At 38.2% G+C, this 15700-nt stretch carries 14 protein-coding genes; 13 read left to right on the plus strand and 1 reads right to left on the minus strand.

Annotated features, from left to right (window positions below):
* Positions 1–21 precede the first annotated feature (21 nt).
* From HHL23_RS03085 to msrA, 6 genes are all read left to right on the plus strand, one after another.
* A complete protein-coding gene (locus HHL23_RS03085; RefSeq protein WP_169233356.1) occupies positions 22–2187 on the plus strand; it encodes a TonB-dependent siderophore receptor in 2166 nt (721 codons plus the stop codon).
* A gap of 40 nt (positions 2188–2227) precedes the next feature.
* On the plus strand, positions 2228–3424 hold the full coding sequence (locus HHL23_RS03090) for a PepSY-associated TM helix domain-containing protein (protein ID WP_169233357.1): 1197 nt from the start codon (positions 2228–2230) through the stop codon (positions 3422–3424).
* Complete coding sequence (locus HHL23_RS03095; RefSeq protein ID WP_169233358.1) at positions 3424–5541, plus strand: TonB-dependent receptor; 2118 nt, start codon at positions 3424–3426, stop codon at positions 5539–5541. Before HHL23_RS03090 ends, HHL23_RS03095 begins: the two co-directional genes overlap by 1 nt.
* Before the next feature lie 51 nt (positions 5542–5592).
* Positions 5593–6804 (plus strand): PepSY-associated TM helix domain-containing protein, encoded by a 1212-nt coding sequence (locus tag HHL23_RS03100; protein WP_169233359.1) that lies wholly within the window; start codon positions 5593–5595, stop codon positions 6802–6804.
* Between the two features lie 84 nt (positions 6805–6888).
* Complete coding sequence (locus HHL23_RS03105) at positions 6889–7857, plus strand: ROK family protein (protein WP_169233360.1); 969 nt, start codon at positions 6889–6891, stop codon at positions 7855–7857.
* Positions 7858–8242: 385 nt separating this feature from the next.
* Positions 8243–8797: a peptide-methionine (S)-S-oxide reductase MsrA gene (msrA, locus tag HHL23_RS03110; protein ID WP_169233361.1), complete on the plus strand. Its 555-nt coding sequence runs from the start codon at positions 8243–8245 to the stop codon at positions 8795–8797.
* A gap of 52 nt (positions 8798–8849) precedes the next feature.
* Here msrA and HHL23_RS03115 read toward each other — a convergent pair whose 3' ends face one another.
* A complete protein-coding gene (locus tag HHL23_RS03115; protein ID WP_169233362.1) occupies positions 8850–9716 on the minus strand; it encodes a hypothetical protein in 867 nt (288 codons plus the stop codon).
* Positions 9717–10097: 381 nt separating this feature from the next.
* Between HHL23_RS03115 and HHL23_RS03120 the strand changes: the two genes are divergently transcribed.
* The 7 genes from HHL23_RS03120 to HHL23_RS03150 all read left to right on the plus strand — a co-directional run bounded on the left by HHL23_RS03120 (position 10098) and on the right by HHL23_RS03150 (position 15699).
* Positions 10098–10322, plus strand: coding sequence for a hypothetical protein (locus HHL23_RS03120; RefSeq protein WP_169233363.1), 225 nt, complete (start codon positions 10098–10100; stop codon positions 10320–10322).
* Between the two features lie 77 nt (positions 10323–10399).
* Positions 10400–12025, plus strand: a complete 1626-nt coding sequence (locus tag HHL23_RS03125; protein ID WP_169233364.1) for a tetratricopeptide repeat-containing sensor histidine kinase — start codon at positions 10400–10402, stop codon at positions 12023–12025.
* 15 nt (positions 12026–12040) lie between these two features.
* Positions 12041–12706 (plus strand): response regulator, encoded by a 666-nt coding sequence (locus tag HHL23_RS03130; RefSeq protein WP_169233365.1) that lies wholly within the window; start codon positions 12041–12043, stop codon positions 12704–12706.
* A gap of 122 nt (positions 12707–12828) precedes the next feature.
* Positions 12829–13278 carry a hypothetical protein gene (locus HHL23_RS03135; protein WP_169233366.1) on the plus strand — a complete coding sequence of 150 codons (450 nt, stop codon included), beginning with the start codon at positions 12829–12831 and terminating at the stop codon, positions 13276–13278.
* Between the two features lie 20 nt (positions 13279–13298).
* A complete protein-coding gene (locus HHL23_RS03140; RefSeq protein ID WP_169233367.1) occupies positions 13299–15002 on the plus strand; it encodes a hypothetical protein in 1704 nt (567 codons plus the stop codon).
* 11 nt (positions 15003–15013) lie between these two features.
* The gene (locus HHL23_RS03145) at positions 15014–15187 is read left to right on the plus strand and encodes a hypothetical protein (protein WP_169233368.1); all 174 of its coding nucleotides are present in this window, start codon (positions 15014–15016) and stop codon (positions 15185–15187) included.
* The gene (locus HHL23_RS03150) at positions 15187–15699 is read left to right on the plus strand and encodes a hypothetical protein (RefSeq protein WP_169233369.1); all 513 of its coding nucleotides are present in this window, start codon (positions 15187–15189) and stop codon (positions 15697–15699) included. The genes HHL23_RS03145 and HHL23_RS03150 overlap by 1 nt, the downstream gene beginning before the upstream one ends.
* Position 15700: the final 1 nt, after the last annotated feature.

The raw sequence follows: 15700 nt of genomic DNA on the forward strand, positions 1-15700 counted from the left end.
TTTGCAGAAAATTTGACTTTCATGAAAAATGTACTGATCTGTGCCTCATTGCTAGGTTCTATGCTGGTTTTATCTCAGGAAAAAGATACTATAAAATCTAATGATATTGAAGAAGTTGTTGTCAGCGGGCGATATTATCAAAAATATAAACTGAATGAGGTCTCCGGTTCTCTAAGACTGCAAACTCCGCTTATTGAACTTCCACAGAACGTACAGTCTATCAGTGGGCAGGTTTTGAATGATCAAATCACGTTAAATATGTCCGAAGGAATTGTCCGTAATGTCAGTGGTGCCAGAAAAGTAGAACACTGGGACAACGTTTATTCCAATGTTTTTATGAGAGGAGCAAGTATTGCTACGTATATGAACGGAATGAATGTCTCTTCTACCTGGGGACCAATTAATCCGGATGCATCCATTATCGACAGAATAGAGTTCGTAAAAGGACCGGCAGGATTCATGGGATCTATGGGTGATCCGGCAGGGTTTTACAACGTGGTAACGAAAAAGCCAACTGGTAAGTTTGCCAACAGTGTAAGATTCACAACAGGAAGCTACAATCTTTTCAGAGGAGAAGCAGATCTTGATGGGGTTATCGTGAAGGACGGCGTTTTAGACTACCGTTTAAACTTAATGGGAAGCTCCAACAAATCATGGTCAGAAAATGACAAGACAAGTAAAATAATCATCGCTCCGTCTATTACATTCAGACCTACAAAAACAACAACATTCACGGCCCAGTATAATTATCAGTTCTTAAAATTCAACCAGCCGGGTGCCTACCTAATGTCTAATGACGGCTATGCTTCATTAAACGTGCACACTAACTTTAATGATCCTAACTTCAAAAAAACTGAGGTGAAGGATCAGAGTTTATTTTTAAGCTTAGATCAAAAATTATTCAAAGATTGGGTTTGGAGTACACAGTATGCCTATATGGACATGAACTATGACGGTGGCTCGTGGTGGGGCGGTTTCTATGGTTCAGACCCCAATATTTTAAGCAGATCTTTAAGTAACTGGCAGGCTCTCGGAAAAAACAATATATTCCAGACCTACGTTAGAGGAAGTTTACAAACAGGAAATATTACTCATAAAATCATTGCCGGATTCGATTATGGAAATAGAAAATACCAGGCTGATTTCTCTTATTTAGGTGATGGAGGATCTATTGATGTTCACAATATTGTTTACGGTGTAAATCCTAATACATTGCCGTCTGAAAGCGCTTATTATCTAAATAGAAATGCTAATTATTATAATGATCAGGGAGTAAAATACACTTCTTACTATGCTCAGGATCAAATAGAAATGCTTAATAATAAGCTACGTATTACACTGGCAGGAAGATATACAAGCGGAACAACATTCTCGGGATATCCTAATTTAGATCCGATAAAAGCTGATCAGGCTGGAGAATTTACACCAAGAGCTGGCGCCAGCTACTCTATTAAGGATGATTTTTCAGTGTATGGAGTTTTTGATAAAACGTTTGCGCCTCAATCAGTAGCAAGTTACACCAATACAAATATTCCTGCTCCGTTAAAAGGTCAAAATATTGAATTTGGATTGAAAAAAGACTGGTTCAATGGCAAATGGAACTCTACTTTTGCTGTTTATGAAATTAAAAGAAAAAACATAAGTGTAGATGACAAAGAACATGGCGTACTTAATCCTGATAATCTAACCTATAATTATCCATTCAAACTGGCAATTGGAGAACAAAGAGCAAGAGGATTTGAAGCAGATATCAAAGGTGAAATCGTAAGAGGGTTAAATGTTGTCATAAACTATGCATATACCGATGCAATAGTAACAGAAGATACAGATCTTTCAAGAATAGGAACGGCTGCTCCCGGAAATGCCAAAAATGTACAGAACACTTGGTTAAGCTACAGATTTGAGCACGGTCAATTAAAAGGATTTGGTATATCTGCAGGATACCAATACCAGGGAGGAAGACAGTCCTGGTTTGGAACAACGGCAAAATATGATCAGAGTCTGGAAGATTATTTTGACACCAACTTCGGGATCTCTTATGTTGCTAAAAAATTCGATGTTAATCTATTGCTGAACAACGTTCTGAACAGAAAGCTTTACAGTGGCTACAGATCAGATGACGGTTCTTATGCATGGATCTACAATACTCCGCGTAACTGGAGACTATCAATAGGATATAAATTTTAAATAATCAAAAGTTAGCCTCTCCGGAGGTTAACTTTTTTCTATGAAGAAAAAGCACCCCCATAAAAAGAAAGTTTCTTTTACCAAGAAATGGTCTGCCAAACTGCATTTGTGGTTGGGTTTGTCCGTTGGTATCATTGTCTTTATTGTTTCGCTTACCGGAACTTTATATGTCTTTAAGGATGAAATACAGAACAGCCTCCGAAAAGAAGCGATGTATGTACAGAAACCTTCGGCATCACCCCTTTCTATCGCCGTTCTTAAGGAAAAAGTCAGTCTTGAACTTAATGAAAAGTTTCCGCTGAGCGCTGTAGAAATCTCTTTGGATAAAGACAGATCCTACCGTTTTTCATATTATGAAAAAAACAAAAAAGGATGGAACTATTTTGAAGAGGTCAAGATCAATAAGCTTGTGTATGTAGATCAGTACAGCGGGAAAATTCTGGCCGTTTACGATGAGAAATATAGCTTTTTCAACATTCTGAAATTCATCCACTGGAGCCTTCTTCTGAACTCCGAATGGGGAAAATATGTCGTAGGAATCCCTACCATCATTTTCATCTTCATGCTGATCACGGGAATTATTTTGTGGTGGCCAAAGAACAAAAAAGCAAGAAAAAGCCGCTTTTGGTTCAGCTGGGAAAATGTGAAAACCTGGAAACGCAAAAACTATGATCTTCATAATGTACTAGGTTTTTATGCTTCATTCTTGGCTCTGCTGATGAGCATCACAGGGATCTATTTTGCCTATCCGTATGTGAAAAACGCCTTCAATTTTACACTTTCAGGCTCCACAGAGCTCCCAAAAGAAAAGGAAATAAAATCTCCTGATTCCCTGATGGTGAAAAATGCTTCTGTTTATGACCTCTCCGCTCAGGAAACCAGAAAACGGTATCCTACATCTTCCAGTTTCAGAATTCCATTGAACGGAAAAAACAAGAAAGGGAAAGAACTGAAAAATATCCCGGTTACTATTTACGGTGAAGAAGGAAGGTTTAGCGAAAGAAATGCATTGGTCTTTGACAAATACTCAGGAAAACTGCTGGCCGAAAAACCTCATCAGAAACTGAGCAATGCTGAAAAATATGCCAATGCCAACTATGACATCCACACAGGATCCTACTTCGGCCTGTTCGGAAAAATTCTATGGTTCATTACCGGACTCATCTGTACTTCACTTCCTGTGACAGGATTTATGGTATGGTGTGGGAAACAAAAAAAACAAGGAAAGAAAATATAATGAAAAAAGCGCTTATATCAGCTGCATGCTTAGGTTCAGCTACCGTTTTTGCACAGGTTAAAGACAGTCTGCAGACCAACAGCGTGGATGAAGTCGTGATGACTGCTTCCAGAAAAAAAGAAAATATTAAAGAAATACCCAGCTCAGTAACGATCGTTGCAGAAAAGCAGATCCAGTCTCAGCTGACCGTTAATTCAGATATCACCAGCATTCTTCAATATACGGTTCCCAGTCTAGGAACCAATTCAGGACAAACATCGAATACAGGTCAAACCCTGAGAGGTCGCCAGGTTCTTGTCCTGATCGACGGTATTCCTCAATCTACTCCACTCAGAAACGGAGCCAGAGATCTTAGGTCTATCGATCCCTCAGTGATTGAAAGAATTGAAGTGATCAAAGGAGCGTCATCCATCTACGGAAATGGGGCAGATGGCGGAATCATCAACTACATCACGAGAAGAAGCAAATCTGACAAGAAAATTTCCGGACTTACCCAGATTGGTTTTACAGGCCAATCCTATGGCGGAACTCTTGGCGTAAGAGCCAGCCAGCTGCTATCCGGAAAGGTGAATAAGTTTGATTATGTTTTCTCTCTTGCCTACGAAAGAACCGGTTACATGAAAGATGCCGATGGTGTCAACCTTACCCCAACTTACAGTCCTGCGAAAATGGACAACTACAACGGGATGCTTAAAGTAGGATACAATATCAATAAGGATCAGAGAGTTGAAGCCTCTTACATCGGATATGCATCCAGATCTGACCTCAACTTAGGATTGGTAACGGGAAAATATGGAATTACCCCAACCATTGGGGAAGGTGTAGGAAAAAATCTTGAAACCACTCCCCAGGGAACCCCGCGAAACCATAATTTCAGAATCAATTATGACAACCAGAATCTTTTTGGTGGAACTACTTCACTGAATTTTAATGCTTATATGCAGGATTTCAGGACGGTATACGGATATAGCGATACTTTCTTCGGAGGAGGTCAGTCCAATGTGATTTCAAAAAAATATGGAGCCCGATTCAATTTTGACACTAAGTTATGGTCTGCTAAAAATTCACAGGGTGAAGTGATGTACGGAATGGATATCCTCAACGATCAGACGGTTCAAAAACTGGAAGACGGACGCTACTGGACTCCGGATATGAATATGACCAACCTGGCCCCTTTCGTATTGGTTAAAATTGATTTATTAAAAAAATTAACCATTAAAGGAGGCCTTCGTTACGAAAACATGCGCGTCAAAGTCGGAGATTTTAATACCCTTTCTACGGTTAAAAGTGACGGAACCTTCACCAAAAGTATCTTTGTGACTGGTGGAGATCTGAAATACAATGCATTGGTCGCCAATTTAGGAGTCCGCTATAATATTGAACCTTTTATCAATCTGTTCGGAAGCTTCTCACAGTCCTACTCTATTAATGAATTAGGAAGGATTCTGAGAACCTCTACAGAAGGAACCATTCAAAACCTGGAAACCAAACCGATCATCGTCAACAACTATGAATTCGGGGCGACAGGACAGATTTCAAAATGGATCAACTATGAGATCACTTCTTATGTAAGTACTTCAAAACTGGGAGCTTCATTTGTACAGAGCCCGGACAGAGCATTAACGATACAGAGATCTCCGGAAATCGTGTACGGTGTAGAAGGATTCTTACATTTTACGCCCGCCAAATGGATCAACTTCGGAGGAAGCTACAGCTGGATGGAAGGAATTACCTCCATCAAAGACGACGGAGACTATTCCGCAAAGATCAACAACAGCCGGATTTCTGCACCTAAAGTACTTGCTTACATTCAGGCAAGACCCATACAGCCTTTATCTATTGGGGTTGATATGCTTCACGCTTTTGAGCAGGACAGATTCCAGCCTAATTCAAAGACCGGATTGTTTGCCTACGGAGAAGGCTATGTTCCTGACTACACAGTCTTTAATTTTAAAGCCAGCTTCGAAGTCAATAAAAACTGGAGGGTATCTGCAGGGGTTGAAAATGTATTCAACAGAATGTATCAACCCGCGATTGCATGGTGGTCTGCCCGTGACAGTGAATTCGTGAACTCACCGGGAAGAAGAGGCACCCTGATGCTTGAATATAAATTTTAATTAATCTAAATAAAAAGTAAAACTTATCTTTGCGATACTTTGAACTGCGATATGAAGAAAAAACATCATCATAAAAACAAACCGGGCTTCTTTAAAAAATGGTCTGCCAAACTGCACCTTTGGCTGGGTCTGGGGATCGGGTTTCTGATCTTCATTATTTCCATTACAGGAGCACTCTATGTTTTTAAAGACGAACTGGAAAACTTTACGAGAAAGGATGTTATCTATCATAACGAGCAGAATATAGAGCAAAAAAACGTTCTTCCTATCAGAATGATGGAGAAATCTGTTGTTGAACAGGTAAAGGAAAAATATCCGGTTCACTGGGTAAACGTTCCCATCGATAAAAAGAGGTCCTACCTATTTTACTGGTACGAACACAACACCAAAGCCTGGAATTATTTTGATGAACTTCCGGTTTATAAAGCAGCTTATGTAAACCCCTACACGGGTAAAGTCCTCAGGGTCTATGATGAAAAGAACGGGTTCTTCAATATTGTAAAAATGATCCACTGGAGCTTTCTGCTGAAGCAAGACTGGGGACCGTATGTCGTGGGAATTCCCGTGATCATATTCCTGATCATGCTCATCACCGGAATTGTGCTTTGGTGGCCTAAAAACAAAGCCGCAAGAAAGCAGCGTCTTTCTTTCAAATGGAAGAATGTCAAAAGCTGGAAAAGAAAGAACTATGATCTTCACAACATACTAGGCTTCTATTCCTCCATCTTTGCTTTAATCTTTACGATCACAGGATTGTTTTATGCCTACTTCGTTGTACAGGCGATGATCTACGTTATATTCTCAGGGGGAGAAACGAAATTCCCGGACTTCTCTCATATCAAAACAAAAGCACCTATAGAGTTAAGAACAGAAGAAACGCTGGACAAAGTCATCAGTACCGTTATTCAGAAATATCCTGATGCTTTCGGTTTTGCGATTGACCTGGGCCACAAGCATATGGATGATCATGAGCATCCGAACTTTGAGGTGTATGTGAAACATCTTTCTTATTCTTATCATAAAAGCAGCAGCCTGATCTTTGATGAAAACTCCGGAGAACTGCTTCATACCCACGATCCCGAGGACAAGAACTTTGGTGAAAAAGCAGTAGGGGCCAACTATGATATTCACGTAGGTTCTATTTTAGGACTGCCTACAAAGATCATCGCATTCATTGTCAGCCTTATCTGTGCATCACTTCCTGTAACCGGATTTATGGTTTGGTGGGGAAGAAGAAAAAAGAAACCGGCCAAAACAGCCTAAAAGTTTTTTAAATAAAAGTTTTGTTAATAATCCATTAATACAATCTTTTTTATAATTTTAACCCTTTAGAATTTATAAATAGAAATGTCATTAATAGATTTATCAAAACAAGTGGCTCTAGGAATTGATATCGGGGGAACCAATACCAAGTTCGGAGTGGTTAACCACCGCGGTGAAGTTCTGGAAAAAGGAAATCTGAGAACTGATGAATACGAAAAAGTAGAAGACTTTATCGATGCTTTATATGAACAGGTGAAACCCCTGATCGAAAAGTACGGTACAGAGACCAACTTTGACGGAATCGGGGTAGGTGCTCCCAATGCCAACTATTATAAAGGAACCATAGAACAGGCTCCCAATTTGCCATGGAAGGGATTAGTTCCTTTCAGTGAGCTGATGAAAGCCAAATTCAACCTGCCGTGTACCATTACTAATGATGCGAATGCCGCAGCTCTTGGAGAAATGCTTTTCGGAGCAGCAAGAGGAATGAAAGATTTTATCATGATCACTCTGGGAACAGGCGTTGGCAGTGGAATCATTTCCAACGGAAGCTTGATTTACGGCCACGACGGTTTCGCAGGAGAATTGGGTCACACCATTGTAAAACCTGGCGGAAGAAAGCACTGGAGTACAGGATCTGAAGGAAGTCTTGAAGCCTATGCTTCAGCAACAGGAATTGCAATCACCGCTAAGAAGATGAGGGCTGAATTTCCTGAATCTATACTGAACCAGTATCCTGAAGAATCCATCAACTCGAAGACGGTTCATGAATGCGCACTGAAAGGCGACCTTATCGCAATCGAGGTATTCAGATATACGGGACAGAAACTGGGTGAGGCTTTGGCTAATTTCGTGATGTTTTCTTCCCCTGAAGCCATTCTTTTATTTGGTGGCGTGATCAAAGCCGGTGATTTTATTTTGAAGCCCGCAAAACTTCATATGGAAAGAAACCTTCTTCCGATCTTTAGAAATAAAGTAAAATTGGTTTTCAGTGAACTGGACGAAGCTGATGCTGCCATTCTTGGAGCAAGTGCCCTGGTTTGGGAAAAATAACTAAAAAACGACATTAAAATAATAATACAAGCATCCTTTCGGGTGCTTTTTTTGTTTTAAATAGGGTCGATCTGGTTTAAAATTCCCACACAGATTCTACAGAACTTTACACAGGTTTATATATGATTTTTCCATACTTTATTTTACAATTCCTTTTATTCCAGAAATTCATTACCGCAATGATCGGTCTAATCTGTGATATCTGCGCGAATAAATCATATCACTTTCACATCTTCAGTGGTTAAAAAGGTTGGGATCAATTCTGTTTTAAATCATCGGATTTCTCATCCAAAATGAAAAAGTTTTTCTTACTTTTGATTGGTTTTTTACCCATTTTATGCCTCGGCTGAATCGGTAAAACCAACAAATACATAATTTAAGAACAATGGATAATAATAATTTAGAACAGATCACTTTCGGAGGCGGATGCTTCTGGTGCGTGGAAAGCTGTTTCAATATGCTTAAAGGAGTACATTCTGCAATTTCAGGATATTCCGGAGGACACAAAGACAATCCTACCTATGAAGAAGTCTGCACCGGAGAAACCGGACATGCGGAAGTGGTACAGATCACCTTTGACCCTACAATCATTTCTTATGCACAGCTGATGGATGTCTTCTTCTTCCTTCACGATCCTACCCAACTGAACAGACAGGGAAATGATATCGGAACACAGTACCGCTCCGTTATTTACTATAAAGATGATGCTGAAAAGGTTAAAGCAGAAGAAGCCCTGAAAACCTCTGAAGCATCAGGAAAATGGCCTGGAACATATGTCACTGAAGTTAGCCAGTTTGAGAAATTCTGGCCTGCAGAACAGTATCATCAGGGGTATTATAACGTGAATCCCAACCAACCTTACTGTAGCGCTGTAGTAGGCCCGAAGATCCAGAAGTTTAAAAAACATTTTGGGGAACTGGGAATGCTGAATGAGGCGTAAAAAATATAAAAGCGAATATCCACAATGGATGTTCGCTTTTTTTATGTCTAAATTATTCTTCAACGTCTATCGAATCTTTTGGCTTGCCTGCATATTTATCAAGAATAAAAGAGGTTGATTTTCTCAATTCCTTTCCATTTTCTGGATCTACTCCATCCATTGTAAAAAACTCCACAGTTCCATAAAATTTCGAATACCATGTAACACCTAATGCATTATCAACAGTCAATGTATCTTTTCTAGTATTCTTTTTGAAATGTAGAAACAAATGCTCATCCATTGCTTTTACTTCAAGTCCGGGCCTTATAAAACTACTATCTGTGGCAATATATCTTTCTCCATCCCAATACATATATTTTTTGTCTGTACCAGATTCTATACCTGACATAAGGCTTAATGGAAACGAAGAGCTGTTAGAGATTTTCTTATTATTAGAGAAAACCACATTTCCTGTGACGAGACATAAAAGCAATGCAATCTCCATAATACCCAAGCCATTCTGTTTTACGAATTCCGGCACACTGAAATTTTGCGTAGTCTCTACTGTATTTGTTAGGGTAATGACAATACCAGAATTTACCCCCGGGATAACTTCTTCATCATCAACACTTATTTTCACAGTAGTTGATTTTGCTTCATCATTCTTTTTGATAAAGGTTCTGGAGAAATGTCCAAAATCATCATACCCAATATACTTGCTGAATATATCTAACTTATAGGGTTCAATGCTTATTTCATTCCTGGTTCCGGCAATATAAGCGTCATAATATCTAACAAGTGTTCTCTCATCAATACCCAAATTATAGACTTCTTTCAAATGCACACTTAAAAAAAGAGCTACCCCGTTTTTTTTGTTTTTACCTGTGTCAATTTCCCCCTGTTTGAAAATCTCATGGATTAGTAGTTTTATTTTGGACATAATTAGTTTTTTAAGGCAATTACAAAATAGGTGATTTTCGACCATGTCGCATTACGGTTTTCCGCAATGAAATTCCTGTCCATTTCCTGTCCATCGATGTCCATGTTTTGCCTAACACCTGCGTCATCATTTGCCGCATCTTTGCTTCAGAAATCAGTAACAAACAAAACATTACAAAAACAAATTTACAAAACTGATTTCAAACTCACCAGATAAAACGGAGGAAAACTCCGGGTTGGGAAGCAGATGTTTCTCCTCCGTTTTTGAAGGTTCACTTCCCAAAAAAATTAGAAGCGCTTCGAAATTTTAAACGTGTACTGCTCGTGATCGAAAACCACGAGAGGAAGAAAAACAGTCTAAAAACTTCAAAATTTTAAGGAAATGATCCAGTTTATATTAATGCTATTAAGTTTAGCATTTTCAAATAATAACGCCAATACGGCAGCATGTAACAACAATCAAGGACAGCCAACAGTGCAACTGGCAGGTGATCCGGGAGAAGGTTTAGATCCGGGGGATGGAAACGGAAACGGGAATGGCCATGGAAACGGCGGGAATACAGGAGGAAATACGGGACAAACACCGCCATTTTCAACTCAGCCATAAGGTAACAAACTAATTAAAAAAGAGCAGATTGTATAATCTGTTCTTTTTTTTTAATTTGTAAGAAAAAACCAACATCCATGAAAATGTTTTTTCTCATCGTTTTATCTATTTTTCTTTTTTCTTGCAACAATAATAAATCTGAAAAAATTGCTACTGCCAAAGCATACTTTGACAAAGCAAGGGCAGATACAACAGGCTCCTCTTTCTATTACTACAATCTGTCTAAAAATTCATACTTTGAAGCAAACGACTCTATAGAAGGAGCTAGATCATTGGTAAATATGGCCATTATCCAAGAAGGTAAAGGAGATTATTATGGAAGCATCGAAACCTCACTTGAAGCCAATCGTTGTCTGGAGAAAAATGAAGACAGCCTAAGCCTACGAATACTAGCCTCCAGCTTTAATAATATGGCAATCTGCTCATCCTATCTTTACAATTTTGATGAAACTATTGAATACTACAAAAAAGCACTTCAATACTCTGATGATACAGAAAATAAATATATGTATCATAATAATTTGGGAGCTGCACTGATAACATTAGAAAAGTATAAAGAAGCTCAGGAAAGTATAAAACTTGCACTGCCAACAAAAGACAGTTTAAAATATGCAATGTTCATTAATAATATGGCCAGGGCAAAACATTACGAAGATCAAAAATATAACCCTCTTCCTGAGTTTAATCAAGCCCTTGAAATAAGACAAAAAAAAGGAGAAGATGAAAATTCAAGCTATGCAGCACTATCCAATTATTTTTTCTCTTTAGACAAAAATAAAGCATTATACTATGCAAATAAAATGCTGAATACTGCCGAAAAAAACCACAGTCCGGAAGACCGATTACAAGCTTTACAAAAAATAATAAACTTAGATCCAGAACATTACTTAGTATATTTTGAAAAATTTCAAGCCCTTAATGATAGTGTGCAGATTGCCAGAAGCAAAGCTAAAAATCAGTTTGCCACGATAAGATACGATGTAGAAAAAAAGAAAAATGAAATAGCAGAAAATGAAGCGGAGCTCTTGAAAAGAAATATCGGTTTAGGTGCTTTATCAGTACTTTTAATTGTTGGCTTTTTTTGGTACAAAAGAAGAAAGAAAAGGCTGAAACAAGAAAATGAATTAAAGATAAAGAATGACCAATTAAGAATCTCCAAAAAAGTCCACGATGTTGTAGCCAACGGCATCTACCAGGTGATGACCAAAATAGAAAATCAGGAACATTTTGATAAAGAGGAAGCCCTGGACGAATTGGAATTTGTTTACGAAAAATCCAGAGACATTTCCTATGAAAAACCAGATCTTGAAAATGATATAAAGGACAATAAAGATAGAATATCCTCCCTTATTGCCTCTTTTAAAAATGATATGACCGACACCTATATCGTTGGAAACGAAAATGAAATATGGAACGGAATTTCCTCATCCTCCTTTGAAGATGTCTATCAGGTGATCCGTGAGCTGCTTGTTAATATGAAAAAGCACAGCCAGGCTTCGCGTGTTATTTTTAAATTTGAAAGAATCAATAATTGGGTCAAAATCCAGTACACCGACGACGGAGTTGGGATTCCCGGTGAAATGATCTACAAAAATGGACTAACAAATACGGGAACCCGTATTGCCGCTATCCGTGGAGAAATTATTTTTGACAATAAATCCGAAAAAGGACTGAAGATTATTATTTCATTTCCTGTTTCTTAAAAAAAGACCTAAAGAATGTTCAAAAAAATTTTAATAGCCGAAGACCACGAAAGCAGCAGCATTTCTGTACAAAAAACATTGGAAGATCTAAATATTTCTCATGCTGATTATGTGTATTATTGTGATGATGCAGTCGCTAAAGTAAAAAAGTCCATTCGCGAGAATGACCTTTATGATTTACTTATTACCGATCTCTCTTTTGAAGAGGATCACCGTGAACAAAACATCAAAGAAGGAAAGGAACTGATCCTTGAAGTCCGGGAATTAATCCCTTCTCTCAAAGTGATCGTTTTTTCCGGAGAACATAAATCAGGAGTGATAGATTCTCTTTTTAACGAATATAAAATCAACGGTTTTGTCCGCAAAGCCAGACATGATTCCAAAGACCTGAAAAAAGCAATCGCATCCGTATACGTCAATGAAAACTATCTGTCTCTTGATCTTAAGCAGGAGGTGAAAAAGCTCAACAGCTATGAGTTTACGTCTTATGACATTACGCTCGTTTCCCTTCTTTCTCAGGGAGTGTTGCAAAAAAACATTCCCACCTATCTTCAGAATAATAATATTAAACCCAACAGTCTGAGCAGTGTAGAAAAAAGACTGAACAGTTTAAAAGAAAACCTTAATGTAGCAAGCAATGAGCAGTTGGTTGCCTTCTGCAAAGACCTGGGAATTATTTAATCTTGCTTTTTAAATATGATATACAAACCTTTCAAGTTCATTGAAAGGTTTTTTTGTTTTACGGATTCCCGTAAGGAAAACCTGTTCCTACCCAATATTTTTGTTAGTATAAAACCTATACAATGGCGAAAATAATCTTTCAAAATATTGCAGTGACCGGCAAATCAGAAATCAGGTCCACTTCCACTCAGATTTTAAGTGATAGGGATATTCTAAAAAAGCGTTCGGAAAAATACCTGAACCTCATTAAAACAATGGACACAGAGCTCCTCAGTGAAACGAGAGGAAAGGAAGAAATAATGGCAAAAATTCATGAAGAATTTGGCACCGCTCAATTGGCTGATCTTCCCATGGGAATTTTAGCTAAATGCTATTTGGGACATCCTCATGAAGTTCACACTCTAGATTTAAGTGCCGGACAAATCATTAAGCATTATACCATAGGAGAACCTCTTCCCGATCATTTTGAAAAAGCAAGAATCCTCGCTAAGCATAACGCTTATCTTTTTGTAGAAGTATATAAAGATAAACTCATACTCATTCGGGAAGACGGAACAGCAGCCAAACTATAACCCTGAAAAAACTAAATATAATGTCACAAAAAGTAATTTCATACGCAGATCTTTCAAGGATCAACAGTGCCCTGAGCTCGCTCAAAATAGATATGAGAGAGGTGAATATAGAATTGGGAGGCCTAAATACAAAGCACGAACATCTGAAAAGCGATTTATTACAGCTGATTCTATCCTTTTCTGATTTTGTAGAATCAGATATAAAACATAAAGCACTACAACTCGCCGAAACCCGCCAAGGAAATCTGAAACAGGACCTACAGATCAAGTTCGGATACTATGCAGAAGTCCGTAGAATGGCCACCGGAATTCTTCAGGGCGTAGATACCGGAATTATAAGCGACGATACATTACGGCATACGACCGAGGAGGTGATGATAAAAGCCCCGAACTATTGGCTTGCTCCCGCATTAGTTGTACTTGCTTCCTGGATTCGTGAAGATAAAAGTACTACTGAAAAAGCGCTGACCGAAAGTTTAAAAAGAGACGATTACAAAACAACCCTTTTCTTTATGCTTATCATGAGAAGATTGGGAAGAACTGAAGCCTGTTTCCAATGGATGAACAGATATTTTCTCCATCAGAACCCACACAATCTGGACAGAGAATTTATCATTATTCTGGAAGCCATCACCACCGGAGTTTTTCAGCCCGCTTCCCATCAGTTGATGATGACCAACGTTAAAAGCTGGATCAATCAGCTCACTCAAACGGACAATTATATTGATAAACAGAAAGTTCAGTGGACTCATTTTTTTGAAACAAAAGGATCCCTGTCCTCCAAAAAGTACCCTTTGCTTGAAGAATTTGCCACTAATTGGGACGATCTGAAAGCTTCTGTAATTCAGGCAAGATCTCATCATGCTTTAGACATTCATTTTAAAAATATTTTCGAAACGACTACAGATTATTCTAAAGCCACAAAAATTCAACTTGATGAAATTCTGTCCTTATTGGTCACCAACTTTGATGATGAAGAACTCCCATTGCAAAATGAAGTCAGACTCAATCAGCTGATCATTCAGAAAGATGGAGATAAAAAAGCAGCACAATCTTTAATGAACCAAGAGAAGCACATTTTTGATGAAAAAGTAGATTTTCTTCAGATGTTGACGAATGCAGCATTTGATCCGGTGCTATCCGGTGCCACAAAAGTTACGCAGGCTCTTGCAGTTTCCATCAGCCAACCATGGATCGTAGAAGCTCATGATACCTTTACTGCAAAATACAGAAATGAAATAGAGGAAAATGTTGAGTTAATTATTGATGGTTTTAAAACCTCTACTCCCGATGGATCTGATGAAACAGCACAATTACAAAAACATGATCAATACTGGGCTGATTTTCTCGAAAATGAATTAAAAAAACTGACTCATCCATTAGCAATAATTATAGTTGGACTTATAATTTCTGCGGTAAGTTTAATGATTTTTAAATTCGAAGTTATTGGAATTATTGGCGCTTTGATTGGTGGGCTAATTATTTGGAGTTCTATCAGCAATCATAAAAAAGCAAAGAAAAAAACGGTAGAGACTATCACTGAAAGAAAAAATAAATCCAAAGAAGTTCTGCGCGGATGTATTGCTGAAACTGTAGATTACAGAAAAGAATTTGCCCAAGAAGATGCAAAGGCTGAAATTTTACGACAGACCTTAATGTCCATCACACCCGAAAATTTTTCAAGCACTTCCAGAGATACAAGAACCATTTTACAACCTTCTTAATAATCACAGCTATGAAAGACAATAAAAACGATTCTGAGGAAAACAAAAACCATAAACCAACACAGCAACCAAGGCGGAATTTGTTCCAGGGAAGAGTTGAAGGCGAAAAAGGAAACGCAAAATTTCCGGATTGGGATATTCTTCCACCCAACAGGATCATCAATCCTAGAATTAAAAACCAATAATGAAATCACCCGTTACCTATGCTGATTGGACAGAGCTGTTTGATCGCTTCGGAAAAGGTGAAGATGTATCGGATGAAATGGATTCCGGGCATTTTGATCTTGACTCAGGAACAGCGGAACGTTTTTACACAAGAGCAGAAGAAGCTTATAAAACCAGGAAAAGAATATGGCTGGACCAATATCAGCGAAATTTTAATCTTCAGAACGTTAAAACCATTGAAGAATTGGAATTTGTGCTTCAGAATAATAAAAAAACCATGTCTGTTTTAGCAAAATTTGCTCATTCAAAAGGTCTTCCCAATGAACTGAGAGAAAACTTTGCGAAAGATTTTACTGGTTTTGTGAATGACTTTAAAAAAAATTTAAAAGACAATACCCCAAAAGACAATCAAGAGAGAGAAAGAATGCTGATAGTGATCAATTCATTCAGCGTACGCAAATTCCAACAAAACGAATCTACTGAAGAGATTCCTAACCCCAATCTCTCAACAGGAAGAAAAATTATTTTTTAAG

The organism is Chryseobacterium antibioticum, from assembly GCF_012927325.1.
Taxonomy (GTDB): Bacteria; Bacteroidota; Bacteroidia; order Flavobacteriales; family Weeksellaceae; genus Chryseobacterium; species Chryseobacterium antibioticum.

What these genes read in the sequence shown, in the direction of transcription:
- HHL23_RS03085 (WP_169233356.1), top strand. Translation starts at nt 22, where the DNA reads ATGAAAAATGTACTGATCTGTGCCTCATTGCTAGGTTCTATGCTGGTT.
- HHL23_RS03090 (WP_169233357.1), top strand. Translation starts at nt 2,228, where the DNA reads ATGAAGAAAAAGCACCCCCATAAAAAGAAAGTTTCTTTTACCAAGAAA.
- HHL23_RS03095 (WP_169233358.1), top strand. Translation starts at nt 3,424, where the DNA reads ATGAAAAAAGCGCTTATATCAGCTGCATGCTTAGGTTCAGCTACCGTT.
- HHL23_RS03100 (WP_169233359.1), top strand. Translation starts at nt 5,593, where the DNA reads ATGAAGAAAAAACATCATCATAAAAACAAACCGGGCTTCTTTAAAAAA.
- HHL23_RS03105 (WP_169233360.1), top strand. Translation starts at nt 6,889, where the DNA reads ATGTCATTAATAGATTTATCAAAACAAGTGGCTCTAGGAATTGATATC.
- msrA (WP_169233361.1), top strand. Translation starts at nt 8,243, where the DNA reads ATGGATAATAATAATTTAGAACAGATCACTTTCGGAGGCGGATGCTTC.
- HHL23_RS03115 (WP_169233362.1), bottom strand. Translation starts at nt 9,716, where the DNA reads ATGTCCAAAATAAAACTACTAATCCATGAGATTTTCAAACAGGGGGAA.
- HHL23_RS03120 (WP_169233363.1), top strand. Translation starts at nt 10,098, where the DNA reads ATGATCCAGTTTATATTAATGCTATTAAGTTTAGCATTTTCAAATAAT.
- HHL23_RS03125 (WP_169233364.1), top strand. Translation starts at nt 10,400, where the DNA reads ATGAAAATGTTTTTTCTCATCGTTTTATCTATTTTTCTTTTTTCTTGC.
- HHL23_RS03130 (WP_169233365.1), top strand. Translation starts at nt 12,041, where the DNA reads ATGTTCAAAAAAATTTTAATAGCCGAAGACCACGAAAGCAGCAGCATT.
- HHL23_RS03135 (WP_169233366.1), top strand. Translation starts at nt 12,829, where the DNA reads ATGGCGAAAATAATCTTTCAAAATATTGCAGTGACCGGCAAATCAGAA.
- HHL23_RS03140 (WP_169233367.1), top strand. Translation starts at nt 13,299, where the DNA reads ATGTCACAAAAAGTAATTTCATACGCAGATCTTTCAAGGATCAACAGT.
- HHL23_RS03145 (WP_169233368.1), top strand. Translation starts at nt 15,014, where the DNA reads ATGAAAGACAATAAAAACGATTCTGAGGAAAACAAAAACCATAAACCA.
- HHL23_RS03150 (WP_169233369.1), top strand. Translation starts at nt 15,187, where the DNA reads ATGAAATCACCCGTTACCTATGCTGATTGGACAGAGCTGTTTGATCGC.